Here is a 16605-nt window from a genome sequence, read left to right as displayed (position 1 = left end):
GTCATGCTCAGGGTTGCAACTGGTCGTCCAGCTTCATGTTCAGGGCCAGCTTGCTGCCCAGGCTGATTGCCTGCTCGCGCCAGAACAGATAGCGCAGGGCATCATTGGCCTCACTGAAGTGCACTGCCAGCTCTTCGGCGGCCTGCATGACTCCGGCTACGGCGGCCAGCTCCAGCCAGTAGACAGCGGCCTTGGTATCGGCGTTGACCGCCTGGCCATGCAGCAGTCGCTGGCCAATCTCGAAGCGACAACGGGCGTCGCCGCGCTGGGCGCCGCGCAGGAACCAGCGATAGGCCTGCTGCAGGTCGATTTGCCAAGCCTGCGGATCGCTGTCGCAGATTTCCTCTTCGTAGAGATCACCCAGCGCCGCAGCGGCATGCTCCAGGCCCCGCTCGAACGCTTGCTGGTAATACTCGGCGGCGCTGGCATAGGCCACCTCCACACCCTTGCCGAAGTAATGCTGCTGGCCCAGGTTGAACCAGGCCGCCGCACTGCCCTGCAAAGCCGCCATACGCAGCAGGTGCCCGGCCAGGGTTGGGTCGGCGCGCCAGTATTTGCCGTTGAGCCAGATCCAGCCCAGGTCGTTGAGTGCGCCGACATTGCCTTCCAGGGCCAGGGCGCGCAGGTCGTCGTACACCGCTTGCAGGTCGGTGGCTTCATCCAGGCGGCTGATCAGGCTGAAACTCTCGCCCAGCACTGCCCGCTGGCTGGGCATGCCGACCCCGGCGTACAACCGCTGCATGCGGCCAGGCCGGCCGGGCGCAGGGATGATCCGCTCGGGCAACAGGCGCTCAAGCAGTGGGTAAATGTTGCTGGCAGCTGACATGTTCGTCCTCATTGAACTACCCACAGATCCAACAGCGGGAGTGATGAGGCGTGATTCTGCGCACGATCACGACAAAACCTGTCGCGAACGATTCGGTTAGGGCACTCAACTGCTTCATCCTTGATCTGGATACATAAATGGCTAATTGCCATATCACAGCGCTGGCGCCATGCTACAACCGCAAGCCTAGACAAGGACGCTACCTTTTGCCCTCTGCCACGACCCGCGCCACCCTCAGCCGCCAATGGGAGTTGCTGCGCCAGTTGCCCAGCCGCTCACCGGGGGTCACCAGTGCCGAGTTGGTGGGTCGCCTGCAGGACGCAGGCTTTACCATCAGCAAGCGCAGCATCGAGCGCGACCTCAATGAACTGTCGCTGATCTTCCCACTGGAGCGCAACGACAAGAGCATCCCGTACGGCTGGCACTGGGCGGCCAACGCCTGCATCGAATTGCGCGGTATCAGTGTCAGCGAGGCGCTAAGCCTGGCGCTGGTGGAAGAAGCGGTACGGCCGCTTTTGCCGGGGAGCATGCTCAAGGTGCTCGACCCGCGCTTCAGTCACGCCCGGCAGAAACTCGAACACCTGTCGGGGGCGAACAAGGTCGCACGCTGGCTGGACAAGGTCGCCAGCGTGCGACCGGACATGAACATGCAGGCGCCCGAAGTGCCCGACAGCATCCTTGAGACCGTGCAGCACGCACTGCTTGAAGAGTACCAGTTGCACTGCCACTACTATTCGGCGCACAACGACAAGCTCAGCGAGCTGACCCTCAACCCCCTGGCGTTGATTCAGCGCGGCCAGGTCAGTTACCTGATTGCCACCGCCGCGCCCTGTACCGACATTCGCCAGTTTGCCGTGCACCGCTTTCGCAAGCTGCGCATCCTCGACAGCCCCACCGAAGGCCTGCACGCCTTCGACCTGCAGGCTTACCTGCGCAGCGATGCCCTGCAGTTCGGCGATAGCGACAAGATCGAACTTCAGGCCTGGATCAGCGACAACCTCGCCCGCCTGGTGCGCGAGACACCATTGTCTGCAGACATGCACCTGACCCCGCTGGACGCTGGCCATCGCCTGCGGGCCACCGTCAGCAACAGCTGGCAGTTGCGCTGGTGGCTGCTAAGCCAGGGCGATGGGTTGATCGTCGAGCAACCGCTGAGCTTGCGCCAGCAGATTGCCGAAACCCTCAGCAATGCCGCAGCGCAGTACCAGTCAGCCTGAGCGGGGCTTACTCTGAGACATACTGTGGGAGCGGGCTTGCCCCGCGATAGCGTCCTGTCAGCCACATCGCATCGCGGGGCAAGCCCGCTCCCACAGGGGCCTCGCCAGCTTTTAAAAAGCTGTGCAAGACCGTTGCTCCCACCTAACGTTCGCGCAGCGCCTCGGCCCGTGCCCGGATGATCGGCTTGAGCAGGTAGCTCAACACGCTTTTCTTGCCGGTGATGATGTCCACCGAAGCCACCATCCCCGGGATGATCAGCAATGGTTTTTCGTCGGTGCCCAGATGGCTGCGCTCGGTGCGCAGCTTGATCACGTAGAAGGTGTTCTTGTCTTCGTCGGTGATGGTGTCGGCGCCGATCTGTTCGAGCTTGGCCTTGAGGCCGCCGTAGATGGTGAAGTCATAGGCGGTGAATTTGACCATCGCCTCCTGCCCCGGGTGCAAGAAGGCAATGTCTTGCGGGCGGATGCGCGCTTCGACCAGCAGGGTGTCGTCCAGCGGCACGATTTCAACTAGGTCACTGCCCGGCTGGATCACGCCGCCAACGGTGTTGACCAGCAGTTGCTTGACGATACCGCGCACCGGTGAGGTAACCAGGGTACGGTTGACCCGGTCGTCCAGCGCCTTGCCGGTGGCCTGGGCCTTGCTCAGGTCGGTGCGGGCCTCGTTGAGTTGGGTCAGGGCTTCGCTGCGGAACTTGCCACGGGTTTCGTCGATTTTGCGCTCGACTTCCTTGACCGCCGATTCGGCGCGCGGAATCGCCAGCGTGGTCGCATCCAGCTGGCCGCGGTTTTCTACCTCGGCACGCTTGAGGCGCAGCACCTCCACCTGAGAGATCGCGCCCTGGGCCACCAATGGCTCGGACATGCTGATTTCCTGACGCAGCAGCTGCAAGCTATTGCGGTACTGAGCCTGCTTGGAGCTGAACTCGCGCAGCTCCTGCTGGCGCTGCACCAGTTGCTCCTGCAAGCCGCCGATTTCGTCCTGCAACTGCTGGCGGCGGCTCTGGTACAGGGCCTCTTCGTTGGCGGCCTGGCTCGGTGCGGCCTTGCGGATCTCTTCGTCGATTTTCAGCGGCCGGTCTTCAACCTCGGCGCTCAGGCGCTCGACACGCAGGGCCATGGCCAGGCGATCCGCTTCGGTCTCACCGACGTTGGAGACGAAGCGGGTATCGTCCAGGCGCAGCAACGGGTCGCCAATTTCTACAATTTCGCCTTCTTTGGCGTAGATCTGCGCAACGATACCGCCTTCGAGGTTCTGGATTTTCTGCAGTTTCGACGACGGGATCGCCTTGCCTTCGCCGCGGGTGACTTCATCGATAATGGCGAAGTTGGCCCACAAGCCCAAGAACAGGAAGAAACCGATCACCCCCCAGATGGTCAGGCGCACGATGCGCGGGGCATCCTCGATCAGCGCCTTGTTGACCTCGGGTAGCGGCTGGCCGCTGAGTGATTCGGAACCTTTGAAGTACCTGCGCAGGCTGTCCTTGATCTGGCCCATATCCATCTTAAGCAACACTGATCTGCCCCTTCTTCAGCGCATCCATGACGGCGGCTTTCGGGCCATCCGCGACTATCTGTCCGCGATCGACAACGATCAGGCGGTCGACCAGTGACAACAGCGAGGCCCGATGAGTCACCAGGACCACGGTCTTGTTCTCGATGACCGCTTGCAGGCGTTGCTTGAGGCGTTCTTCACCGGTGTTGTCCATGGCGCTGGTCGGTTCGTCGAGCAGCAGGATTTGCGGGTTGAGCAGCAGCGCACGGCCGAGGGCGACGTTCTGCCGCTGCCCGCCGGAGAGGTTCTGGCCGCGCTCGCCGACCTGCAGCTCGTAGCCTTGCGGATGCAGCCGGGCGAACTCGTGCACCCCGGACAACTCGGCGGCCTGCAGGACCATTTCGTCCTCGACATAGCGAGCACCGCTGACCAGGTTGTCGCGCAGGGTACCGGCCAACAACTGGATGTCCTGGGGCACGTAGCCGATGTTGTGACGCAGCTCGCTGACGTCAATCTGGCGAATGTCCACGCCATCGACCAGCAACGAGCCGGCATCGGCTTCATAGAGGCCGACGATCAGTTTGGCCAGTGAGCTTTTGCCCGAGCCGCTACGGCCAATGATGCCGATTTTCTCGCCGGGGCGGATCGACACATTGACGCCCTTGAGCGCCAGGTTCTGCTGGTTGGGGTAGGTGAAGTCAACACCACGAAACTCGATGGCACCCTGCAGCACCTGGCGGCTCAACGGCCGCTCTTCGAAGTTGCGCTCTTGCGGCAGTTCCATCATCTGGTCGGTGGAGACCATGGTGACCTTGGCTTGCTGGTAACGGGTCAACAGACCGGAAAGCTGGCCCAGCGGGCCAAGGGCACGGCCACTGAGCATGTAGCAGGCGATCAGGCCACCCATGCTCAGGTTGCCGGCCATGATCTGGTAGACACCGGCGCAGATCAACGCCACGCCCGCCAGTTGCTGGATCAGCAGGGTGATGTTCATCGCCAGGCCCGACAGCACCTTGACCCGCAGCTCAAGGCGGCTGAGGGTACCGATGGTCTGCTCCCACATGTACTGGCGTTCGCTTTCGGCGTTGTTGACCTTGACTGCATCGAGCCCGGCGAGGGTTTCGATCAGGCTCGACTGGCGCTCGGAGGCCAGCGCCATGGTCCGCTCCAGGGTCGCCACCAGCGGCTTTTGCAGGGCATAGCCGATGCCCAGGGCCAGCGGGAAGGCGATGATCGGAATCCACACCAGGTGGCCGCCGATGATGGCGATCACCAGCAGGATCAACAGGGTGAACGGCAGGTCGATAAGGCTGGTCAGGGTCAGCGAGGCGAGGAAGTCACGCAGGCCCTGGAATTCATGGATGTTCTGGGCAAAGCTGCCGACCCTGGCCGGCCGGTACTTCATGGCCATGCCAACGATGCGCTCGAACAGCGTGGCAGAGATGATCAGGTCGGTCTTCTTCCCGGCCAGGTCCAGGCACAAGCTGCGCAGGCCTTTGAGGATCAGGTCGAAGATATAGGCGCCGGAGATACCCAGGGCCAGGACCCAGAGGGTTGACGTGGCCTGGTTGGGCACCACACGGTCGTAGACGTTCATCACGAACAGCGGCGCGGCCAGGGCGATCAGGTTGATCACCAGGCTTGCGGCGATGGCGTCGATGTACAGCCAGCGGCTGCGCTTGAGAGTGTCACGGAACCAGGAGCGTGCCCGCGGGATCAGGTTGCCGTGGTTGACGTCGAACTTGTGCTGCGGCTGGGCAAAGAACACCCGGCCACTGTAGTCGCTTTGCAGGGCTTCGCGGCTGACATGCACCTCGCCGCCGTCGCTCTCGCTGAGCAACAGGCGCGCACTGCCGTCGCTCTCCCAACCCAGCAACACCGTACTGCGACCGTCCTTGAGCAGGAGCATGGCCGGCATGGCGATGCTCGGGATCTGCTCAAGCTGGCGTTGCAGCAAACGGCCCTGCAACCCGGCACGGGCTGCCGCACGTGGCAGCAGCTCCGGGCTCAGGCGCTGGGCCGGGAGCGGCAGGCCGGTGGTCAGCATGGCCCGGCTGGCGGGCTTCTGGTGCAACACGCAAAGAGACAGCAGGCTGTCCAGCAACGGATCGTCGTGCTGACTGCGTGGATCATGGCTGAGCTGGACTCGACTGACTTCTGATTCCACGCGGGCTCTCTTGACGGTTGCGGTGGGCTATAACAGTGAACCTCAGTTCATGCCTGGCAGGTTCACTTTCGGTTTAAGGTCGTTCTGCACTACCGAGGCCATCGGTGCGACAACACCCTGGCTCTTGAGCAGTTGACCAATGGTCGCTTTGATTCGGTACTGAGTAAACACCTGGCTGTTCTTCACTTCGGTGAGACGGCGCTGGGCAGTGAAGAGTTCGTTCTCGCTGTCGAGCAAGTCTAGCAAGGTACGTTCGCCCAGGCTGAACTGCTTCTGGTAGGCGGAGCGCACACTGTTGCTGTGATCGACGTATTGCTGGGCGATCGGCAACTGCGCATTGGCGTTGTCCATAGCATTCCATGCCAGACCCAACTCCTCATTGAGCTGGCGCAAGGCATTGTTACGAATGTCCAGCGCCTGATTGGTCAGGTACGACTTGGATTCCAGGTCGGCCTTGTTGCTGCCACCGGCATACAAGTTGAAACTCATACGCAGCATAGCCTGCCATTCGTTGTTGTGGCCGTTCATGCCATCAAGATCGTTATCGGCCGTCCGTCCGAGTTCTGCATCAAAACGCGGATAGAAAGTAGACTTTGCTGCTGCGTATTGCTTTTCCGCCGCAGCGATATCGGACTCTGCCGAGCGCAGGATCGGGCTGCTCTCCACCAACTGTTGACGGGCCTCGTCGAGGTTGGCCGGCAACAGGTCGATAAAGGGCGCCGGGCTGCTCAACTCGTCCGGCATCTGACCGACCACGCTCAGGTAGTTGGTCTTGGCGTCGGCCAGGTTGGTCTGCTCGGTGATCAGGTTGTTGCGGGCCTGGGCCAGGCGGGCTTCGGCCTGGTCAAGGTCAGCCAGGCGGCCAACGCCACGGGCAGTTCGCAGCTTGATCTGGTCGTAAATGCGTTCGTGGCTGCGCAGGTTGTCTTCTGCCAGACGAACCATCTCGCGACGGGTCAGGACATCCAGATAGACCTGGGCAACGGTCAGTGCGGTGCGCTCGGAGGCACCCAGCAACGAGTAGGCACGGGAGTTGACGGTGGCTTGCTGACGACCGACTTCGCTCGAGGTGGCAAAACCGTCGAAGACCATCTGCCGCAGGCGCACGCTCGACTCACCACGGTTGAGAGTTTCCCAGCGGTTGCCGGTACTCGGGCTGTCAGTGCCTTCACGGCCATATCCGGCCAGGACATCGACGCGTGGCAGGTAACCGCCTTTGGCGGCACGCAATTGGTAATCGGCAGCGATTCGGCTGTTAACCCCGGCCTGGATTTCCGGGTGCACCTCAAGGGCCTTTTGCATGGCCTCTGGCAGGGTCTGTGCTTGAACGAAACTGGTGGCGAGGACGAAAGGAAGAGCAGTGAACAGTGACGCGCGCATTTAACTTTTTTCCCAGGGACGTCTTGTCCCAAATCACAGCAGAAATCGTTGCTGCATTAGAAAATGGCAACCGGAATGACCTTATGTCGGAAACTTCCGAAGGGGTACTTGGAATAGTACGAAGGAAGAGTGGCAGCCGCTCAAATATCAATGTGACATTACCCTGCTGATTGTTTAGGATGGCTGCAGGAAGGTCAATACTTTGGCATAAACTTAATAGCCAACAGTTATCGACAAATAATTGACGTCAAAAGCGCCAAACTTACTAGCGAAACATTCCATCGGAAGCGGCAATTCAGCGCCTGCTGGCATGGAAGCCAAATTGAACAGGTAGTCCGGAGAGTCCAATGAGCAGTGTTGTTGCCATCGTCAAAAGCATTGTTGGCCAAGTAATCGCCGTATCCCCAGAAGGGATTCAACGTGTACTCATCGAAGGTGACCGCCTGTTCGCTGGCGAGCAGGTGCTCACCGGCCTGGCCGGCGCTGTCACCCTGGAGCTGGCCGACGGCCGCTCCCTGGACCTGGGACGTGATACCCAGTGGAGCGCCGAGGCCCCAGACAGCAGCACCGACCTGGCCGCTGCCACCGCCCAGGCTGCGCCTTCGGTCAAAGAGCTGCAGCAGGCCATCGCCGCCGGTGCTGACCCGACTACAGAACTCGAAGCCACCGCAGCGGGCCCGTCGGCCGCAGGTAGCGGCGGCGCGGTCGGTGGTGGTCACAGCTTCGTCATGCTCGATGCCACCGCAGGCTCGGTCGACCCGACCATCGGCTTCCCGACCGGCCCCATTGGCTTTGCCACTGCCGCCGCCACCCAGGAACTGGGCGGCCTGGACGATGCCAACAACCCGAGCACCACCACGCCTACGCGTGAATCCGGCCTGAGCCTGAGCGCCACGCCGTCGATCACCGAGGCGGGCGGCGTGATCATCTACACCGCCACCTTGGGCCAGCCACCGCTGACCGACCTGAGCGTGACCCTGTCCAATGGCCAGGTCATCGTCATCACCGCCGGGCAAACCACCGGTAGCGTCAGCGTGACCATCCCGCCGAACGACACGGTGTACCTGGACGGTGGCGAGATTTCCGCGACCATCACCGGCACCACTGGCGGCGCGGGCCTGATCATCACCCCGGACACCACGCCGGCAGTGACCCAGATCACCGACACCATCGACACCACCACGGTCACCCTGACCGCCAACCCGAGTGTCACCGAAGGCGGCGTGATCACCTATACCGCCACCCTGACCAACCCGGCGCAGACGCCGGTGACCGTCACCCTGTCCAACGGCAGCACCATCACCATCGGTGCCGGCCAGAGTTCCGGCACTGTCGATGTGCAGACGCCGGCGAACGACGTCTACAACAATGGCAGCAGCGTCAGCACCACCATCACTGACGCCAGCGGTGGCAACTTCGAGAACCTGGTACCGAACCCGACCCCGGCGGTCACTACCATCAACGACTCGATCGATGACACCGGCCTGAGCCTGAACGCTACCGGTAGCGTGGCCGAAGGCGGCTCGATCATCTACACCGCGACCCTGACCAACCCGGCCGGCACCCCAGTGACCGTGACCCTGAGCAACGGCTCGGTGATCACCATTGCAGCGGGCCAGACCGAAGGCAGCGTCACCGTGCCGGCGCCAAGCGACGACGTGTACGTCGATGCCGGCAACGTCAGCGTGAGCATCGACAAGGTCGATGGCGGCAACTTCGAAAACCTGCTGGTCAGCAAAGAACCGGCGGTGACTGAAGTTACCGACACCATCGACACCAGCACCGTCACCCTGACCGCGACCCCGAGCGTTTCGGAAGGCGGCGTAGTCACCTACACCGCTTCGGTTACTGCTCCGGTTACTGGTTCTGCGTTGGTAGTGACCCTGGCCAACGGCCAACAGATCACCATCCCTGTCGGCGCAAGCTCGGGCACCGTGGACTTCGTTGCACCGAACAACGTGCACACCACCAATCCGGATCTGACCAACAGCATTACCGGTACCACCGGTGGTAACTACGAGAAGCTGGACACTGCCGGTAACCCGGTAACCACCGTCACCGACGGTCCAGGCACTGACGACACCACTGGCCTCAAGCTGACCGCGACTGGCTCTGTGGCTGAAGGTGGCTCGATTGTTTATACCGCCACCCTGACCAACCCAGCCGGCACCGAGATGAAGGTGACGCTGAGTAATGGTGAAGTGATCACCATTGCAGCTGGCCAGACCGAAGGCAGCATTACCGTTGCCGCACCTGCCGACGACGTCTATATCGACGCTGGTGAAGTGAATGTCACAGTCACCGGTACCACCGGCGGCGACTTTGAGAAAGTCGCCGTAGATGGCACTCCAGCAGTGACTCAAGTCACTGACACTATCGACACATCTACTGTCACCCTGACGGCAAACAGCAGTGTTGCTGAAGGCGGCGTGGTGACCTACACCGCTTCGGTTACTGCTCCAGTGACGGGTTCTGCGTTAGTAGTGACCCTGGCCAACGGTCAGCAAATTACTATTCCAGTCGGTTCCAGCTCCGGCACTGTGGACTTCGTTGCACCGAACAACGTGCACACCACCAATCCGGATCTGACCAACAGCATCACCGGTACCACCGGCGGTAACTACGAGAAGCTGGATACTGCCGGTAACCCGGTCACCACCGTTACTGACGGTCCAGGTACCGACGACACCACCGGCCTGAAACTGACCGCTACTGGTTCGGTCGCGGAAGGCGGCGAGATTGTTTACACCGCCACCCTGACCAACCCAGCTGGCACTGAAATGAAGGTGACCCTGAGCAACGGTGAAGTGATCACCATCGCCGCAGGCCAGACCGAAGGCAGCATTACTCTGCCTGCTCCATCGGATGACGTGTACGTCGATGCCGGTGAAGTCAGCGTGACCATCGCTGGCACCACCGGTGGTGACTTCGAAAAAGTGGCTGTGGATAACACCCCAGCTGTCACCGAAGTGACCGATACCATCGACACTTCGACTGTCACCCTGACCGCCACGCCAAGCGTGACTGAAGGCGGCGTTGTCACTTACACCGCTTCGGTAACCGCGCCGGTTACCGGTTCGAACCTGGTGATCACCCTGGCCAACGGCCAACAGATCACCATTCCTGTGGGCGCAAGCTCCGGCACTGTGGACTTCGTTGCACCGAATAACGTGCACACCACTAATCCGGATCTGACCAACAGCATCACCGGCACCACCGGCGGCAACTACGAGAAGCTGGACACTGCCGGTAACCCGGTCACCACCGTTACTGATGGTCCTGGTACCGATGACACGACCGGCCTGAAATTGACTGCCACCGGTTCGGTCGCTGAAGGCGGTGAAATCGTTTACACCGCGACACTGACCAACCCAGCTGGCACTGAAATGAAGGTGACCCTGAGCAATGGTGAAGTCATCACCATTGCCAAGGGCCAGACCGAAGGCAGCATTACTCTGCCAGCGCCGTCGGATGACGTGTATATCGATGCGGGTGAAGTCAGCGTGACCATCGCTGGCACCACCGGGGGTGACTTCGAGAAAGTGGCTGTGGATAACACTCCAGCCGTCACCGAAGTGACCGACACCATCGACACCAGCACCGTCACTCTGACCGCGACTCCGAGCGTGACCGAAGGCGGCGTAGTGACCTACACCGCTTCCGTCACCGCTCCGGTTACCGGTTCGAACTTGGTGATCACCCTGGCCAACGGTCAGCAAATTACTATTCCAGTCGGTTCCAGCTCGGGCACCGTGGACTTCGTTGCACCCAACAACGTGCACACCACCAACCCGGACCTGACCAACAGCATCACCGGCACCACCGGCGGCAACTACGAGAAGCTGGACACTGCCGGTAACCCAGTGACCACTGTTACCGACGGTCCAGGTACCGACGACACCACCGGCCTGAAATTGACTGCCACCGGTTCGGTCGCTGAAGGCGGTGAAATCGTTTACACCGCTACCCTGACCAACCCGGCTGGCACCGAAATGAAGGTCACCCTGAGCAACGGTGAAGTCATCACCATCGCCAAGGGTCAGACCGAAGGCAGCATCACCCTGCCGGCTCCGTCGGATGACGTGTACATCGATGCCGGTGAAGTCAGCGTGACCATCGCGGGAACTACTGGTGGTGACTTCGAGAAAGTCGAAGTTGATCCAGCGGCTGCCGTGACTGAAGTCACTGACACCATCGACACCAGCACCGTGACTCTGACCGCCACTCCAAGCGTGACTGAAGGTGGCGTGGTTACTTACACCGCTTCGGTTACTGCGCCAGTGACGGGTTCTGCGTTGGTAGTGACTCTGGCCAACGGTCAGCAAATTACTATTCCAGTCGGTTCCAGCTCGGGCACCGTGGACTTCGTCGCACCGAACAACGTGCACACCACCAACCCGGCGCTGACCAACAGCATCACCGGTACCACCGGCGGCAACTACGAGAAGTTGGACACTGCCGGCAACCCGGTCACCACCGTTACCGACGGTCCAGGCACCGATGACACTACCGGCCTCAAGCTGACTGCCACCGGTTCGGTCGCTGAAGGCGGCGAAATCGTTTACACCGCGACGCTGACCAACCCAGCTGGCACCGAAATGAAGGTCACCCTGAGCAACGGTGAAGTCATCACCATCGCCAAGGGCCAGACCGAAGGCAGCATTACTCTGCCGGCTCCGTCGGATGACGTGTACATCGATGCCGGTGAAGTCAGCGTGACCATCGCGGGAACTAATGGTGGTGACTTCGAGAAAGTCGAAGTTGATCCAGCGGCTGCCGTGACTGAAGTCACTGACACTATCGACACGTCGACTGTCACCCTGACCGCTACTCCAAGCGTGACCGAAGGCGGCGTGGTCACTTACACCGCTTCGGTGACTGCTCCAGTCACCGGTTCGAACCTGGTCATCACTCTGGCCAACGGCCAACAGATCACCATTCCGGTCGGTTCCAGCTCGGGCACTGTGGACTTCGTCGCACCCAACAACGTGCACACCACCAACCCGGCGCTGACCAACAGCATCACCGGCAGCACCGGTGGCAACTACGAGAAGCTGGACACTGCAGGCAACCCGGTCACCACCGTTACTGACGGCCCAGGTACCGATGACACTACCGGTCTCAAACTGACCGCCACCGGTTCGGTCGCTGAAGGCGGTGAAATCGTTTACACCGCTACCCTGACCAACCCGGCCGGCACTGAAATGAAGGTCACCCTGAGCAACGGTGAAGTCATCACCATCGCCAAGGGACAGACCGAAGGCAGCATTACTCTGCCGGCGCCTTCCGATGACGTGTACGTCGATGCCGGTGAAGTCAGCGTGACCATCGCCGGCACCACCGGTGGTGACTTCGAAAAAGTGGCTGTGGATAACACTCCAGCCGTCACCGAAGTGACCGACACCATCGACACTTCGACTGTCACCCTGACCGCGACACCGAGCGTTTCGGAAGGCGGCGTTGTCACTTACACCGCTTCGGTAACCGCGCCGGTTACCGGTTCGAACCTGGTGATCACCCTGGCCAACGGTCAGCAAATTACTATTCCAGTCGGTTCCAGCTCGGGCACCGTGGACTTCGTTGCACCCAACAACGTGCACACCACCAACCCGGACCTGACCAACAGCATCACCGGCACCACCGGCGGCAACTACGAGAAACTGGACACCGCGGGCAACCCAGTGACCACCGTTACCGACGGTCCAGGTACCGATGACACTACCGGCCTGAAATTGACTGCCACCGGTTCGGTCGCTGAAGGCGGTGAAATCGTTTACACCGCGACGCTGACCAACCCGGCTGGCACCGAAATGAAGGTGACCCTGAGCAACGGTGAAGTCATCACCATCGCCAAGGGCCAGACCGAAGGCAGCATCACTCTGCCTGCTCCATCGGATGACGTGTATATCGATGCGGGTGAAGTCAGCGTGACCATCGCCGGTACTACTGGTGGCGATTTCGAGAAAGTCGAAGTCGACCCGGCGGCGGCTGTAACTGAAGTCACCGACACCATCGACACTTCGACCGTTACCCTGACCGCTACCCCAAGCGTGACCGAAGGTGGTGTAGTCACATACACCGCTTCCGTCACCGCTCCAGTCACCGGTTCGAACCTGGTCATCACTCTGGCCAACGGCCAACAGATCACCATTCCTGTGGGCGCAAGCTCCGGCACCGTGGACTTCGTTGCACCCAACAACGTGCACACCACCAATCCGGATCTGACCAACAGCATCACCGGCACCACTGGCGGCAACTACGAGAAGCTGGACACTGCGGGCAACCCAGTGACCACTGTTACTGATGGTCCAGGCACCGACGACACCACCGGCCTCAAACTGACCGCGACTGGTTCGGTCGCGGAAGGCGGTGAGATCGTCTACACCGCGACGCTGACCAACCCAGCTGGCACCGAAATGAAGGTCACTCTGAGCAATGGTGAAGTGATCACCATCGCTGCGGGTCAGACCGAAGGCAGTATTACCCTGCCTGCTCCATCGGATGACGTGTACATCGATGCCGGTGAAGTCAGCGTGACCATCGCCGGCACCACCGGTGGTGACTTCGAAAAAGTGGCTGTGGATAGCACCCCAGCCGTCACCGAAGTCACTGACACCATCGACACCAGCACCGTTACTCTGACCGCGACTCCGAGCGTGACTGAAGGCGGCGTAGTGACCTACACCGCTTCGGTTACTGCTCCGGTCACCGGCTCGAACCTGGTCATCACCCTGGCCAACGGTCAGCAGATCACCATCCCTGTGGGCGCAAGCTCGGGTACCGTGGACTTCGTTGCACCGAACAACGTGCACACCACCAATCCGGACCTGACCAACAGCATCACCGGGACCACCGGCGGCAACTACGAGAAGCTGGACACCGCGGGCAACCCAGTGACCACTGTTACTGATGGTCCAGGCACTGACGACACCACCGGCCTGAAACTGACCGCCACCGGTTCGGTCGCTGAAGGCGGCGAAATCGTCTACACCGCGACGCTGACCAACCCTGCTGGCACCGAAATGAAGGTGACCCTGAGCAACGGTGAAGTCATCACCATCGCCAAGGGCCAGACTGAGGGCAGTATCACTCTGCCGGCTCCATCGGATGACGTGTACGTGGATGCGGGCGAAGTCAGCGTGACCATTGCTGGCACCACCGGGGGTGACTTCGAGAAAGTGGCTGTGGATAACACTCCAGCCGTCACCGAAGTCACTGACACCATCGACACTTCGACCGTTACCCTGACCGCCACGCCAAGCGTGACTGAAGGTGGCGTTGTCACTTACACCGCTTCGGTGACTGCTCCGGTTACTGGCTCGAACCTGGTGATCACTCTGGCCAATGGTCAGCAGATCACCATCCCAGTCGGTTCCAGCTCGGGCACCGTGGACTTCATTGCACCGAACAACGTGCACACCACCAATCCGGACCTGACCAACAGCATCACCGGTACCACCGGTGGTAACTACGAGAAGCTGGACACCGCGGGCAACCCAGTGACCACCGTTACTGATGGTCCAGGCACCGATGACACTACCGGTCTCAAACTGACCGCTACCGGTTCGGTCGCTGAAGGCGGCGAGATCGTTTACACCGCTACCCTGACCAACCCGGCTGGCACTGAAATGAAGGTCACCCTGAGCAATGGTGAAGTCATCACCATCGCCGCGGGCCAGACCGAAGGCAGCATCACCCTGCCTGCGCCGTCCGATGACGTGTATGTGGATGCGGGCGAAGTCAGCGTGACCATCGCTGGCACCACCGGTGGTGACTTCGAAAAAGTGGCTGTGGATAACACTCCAGCCGTTACCGAAGTGACCGATACCATCGACACTTCGACCGTGACTCTGACCGCGACTCCAAGCGTGACTGAAGGCGGCGTCGTCACTTACACCGCTTCGGTTACTGCTCCGGTGACCGGTTCGAACCTGGTCATCACCCTGGCCAACGGTCAGCAGATCACCATCCCTGTGGGCGCAAGCTCGGGTACCGTGGACTTCGTTGCACCGAACAACGTGCACACCACGAACCCGGACCTGACCAACAGCATCACCGGCACCACCGGCGGCAACTACGAGAAGCTGGATACTGCCGGTAACCCGGTCACCACCGTTACTGATGGTCCAGGCACTGACGACACCACCGGCCTCAAGCTGACTGCAACTGGCTCCGTGGCTGAAGGCGGCGAAATCGTCTACACCGCCACCCTGACCAACCCGGCTGGCACCGAGATGAAGGTCACCCTGAGCAATGGTGAGGTCATCACCATTGCCAAGGGTCAGACTGAAGGCAGCATCACTCTGCCTGCTCCATCCGATGACGTGTATGTGGATGCGGGCGAAGTCAGCGTGACCATTGCCGGCACTACCGGTGGTGACTTCGAGAAAGTGGCTGTGGATAACACTCCAGCCGTCACCGAAGTGACTGACACCATCGACACTTCGACAGTTACCCTGACCGCGACCCCGAGTGTGACTGAGGGCGGCGTTGTCACTTACACCGCTTCGGTGACCGCTCCGGTTACCGGTTCGAACCTGGTGATCACCCTGGCCAACGGTCAGCAGATCACCATCCCGGTGGGTTCCAGCTCCGGCACTGTGGACTTTGTCGCACCGAACAACGTGCACACCACTAACCCAGACCTGACCAACAGCATCACCGGCACCACCGGCGGCAACTACGAGAAGCTGGACACTGCTGGCAATCCGGTCACCACCGTCACCGACGGACCAGGTACCGACGACACCACCGGCCTCAAGCTGACCGCAACTGGCTCCGTGGCTGAAGGCGGCGAGATCGTTTACACCGCCACCCTGACCAACCCAGCCGGCACTGAAATGAAGGTGACCCTGAGCAACGGTGAAGTCATCACCATCGCCAAGGGCCAGACCGAAGGCAGCATCACTCTGCCTGCTCCATCCGATGACGTGTACATCGATGCCGGTGAAGTCAGCGTAACCATCGCCGGTACTACTGGTGGCGATTTCGAGAAAGTCGAAGTCGACCCGGCAGCGGCCGTCACTGAAGTCACTGACACTATCGACACTTCGACTGTCACTCTGACCGCGACTCCAAGCGTGACCGAAGGCGGTGTAGTGACCTACACCGCTTCCGTCACTGCTCCGGTTACTGGCTCGAACCTGGTCATCAACCTGGCCAATGGTCAGCAGATCACCATTCCGGTTGGCGCAAGCTCCGGCACTGTGGACTTCGTCGCACCGAACAACGTGCACACCACCAATCCAGATCTGACCAACAGCATCACTGGCACCACCGGCGGCAACTACGAGAAGTTGGACACTGCCGGCAACCCGGTCACCACCGTCATCGACGGCCCAGGCACCGACGACACGACCGGTCTGAAGCTGACTGCGACTGGCTCCGTGGCTGAAGGCGGCGAAATCGTTTACACCGCCACTCTGACCAACCCGGCTGGCACCGAGATGAAGGTCACCTTGAGCAACGGTGAAGTGATCACCATTGCCAAGGGTCAGACTGAAGGCAGCATCACCCTGCC

The 16605-nt window shown here is 60.9% G+C and carries 6 protein-coding genes; 2 read left to right on the top strand and 4 right to left on the bottom strand.

Translation table 11 applies throughout. The annotated features are described in order from the left end of the window. Positions 1–7: 7 nt before the first annotated feature. Complete coding sequence (locus M5G17_RS04845) at positions 8–826, bottom strand: tetratricopeptide repeat protein (protein ID WP_273891895.1); 819 nt, start codon at positions 824–826, stop codon at positions 8–10. A 206-nt stretch (positions 827–1032) separates the two neighbouring features. On the opposite strand from M5G17_RS04845, the gene M5G17_RS04840 reads away from it, so the two are divergent. Continuing rightward, a complete protein-coding gene (locus tag M5G17_RS04840) occupies positions 1033–2043 on the top strand; it encodes a helix-turn-helix transcriptional regulator (protein ID WP_273891894.1) in 1011 nt (336 codons plus the stop codon). Between the two features lie 142 nt (positions 2044–2185). On the opposite strand, the gene M5G17_RS04835 is transcribed toward M5G17_RS04840, so the two are convergent. Genes M5G17_RS04835 through M5G17_RS04825 form a run of 3 tightly spaced genes read right to left on the bottom strand, consistent with a single transcriptional unit; the run spans position 2186 to position 7085 of the window. After that, positions 2186–3547 (bottom strand): HlyD family type I secretion periplasmic adaptor subunit, encoded by a 1362-nt coding sequence (locus M5G17_RS04835; protein WP_273891923.1) that lies wholly within the window; start codon positions 3545–3547, stop codon positions 2186–2188. Position 3548: 1 nt separating this feature from the next. After that, positions 3549–5705 carry a type I secretion system permease/ATPase gene (locus tag M5G17_RS04830; RefSeq protein ID WP_130262256.1) on the bottom strand — a complete coding sequence of 719 codons (2157 nt, stop codon included), beginning with the start codon at positions 5703–5705 and terminating at the stop codon, positions 3549–3551. 42 nt (positions 5706–5747) lie between these two features. Next, positions 5748–7085 (bottom strand): TolC family outer membrane protein, encoded by a 1338-nt coding sequence (locus tag M5G17_RS04825; RefSeq protein WP_273891893.1) that lies wholly within the window; start codon positions 7083–7085, stop codon positions 5748–5750. A 347-nt stretch (positions 7086–7432) separates the two neighbouring features. Here M5G17_RS04825 and M5G17_RS04820 point away from each other — a divergent pair. Then, a partial coding sequence (locus tag M5G17_RS04820) for a retention module-containing protein (protein ID WP_273891892.1) occupies positions 7433–16605 on the top strand: 9173 nt, incomplete at its 3' end.

This window comes from Pseudomonas rubra (assembly GCF_028656935.1).
Taxonomy (GTDB): domain Bacteria; phylum Pseudomonadota; class Gammaproteobacteria; order Pseudomonadales; family Pseudomonadaceae; genus Aquipseudomonas; species Aquipseudomonas rubra.
Note: the sequence above shows the minus strand (reverse complement) of the source record. Positions and strands in the feature narration are given on the sequence as shown.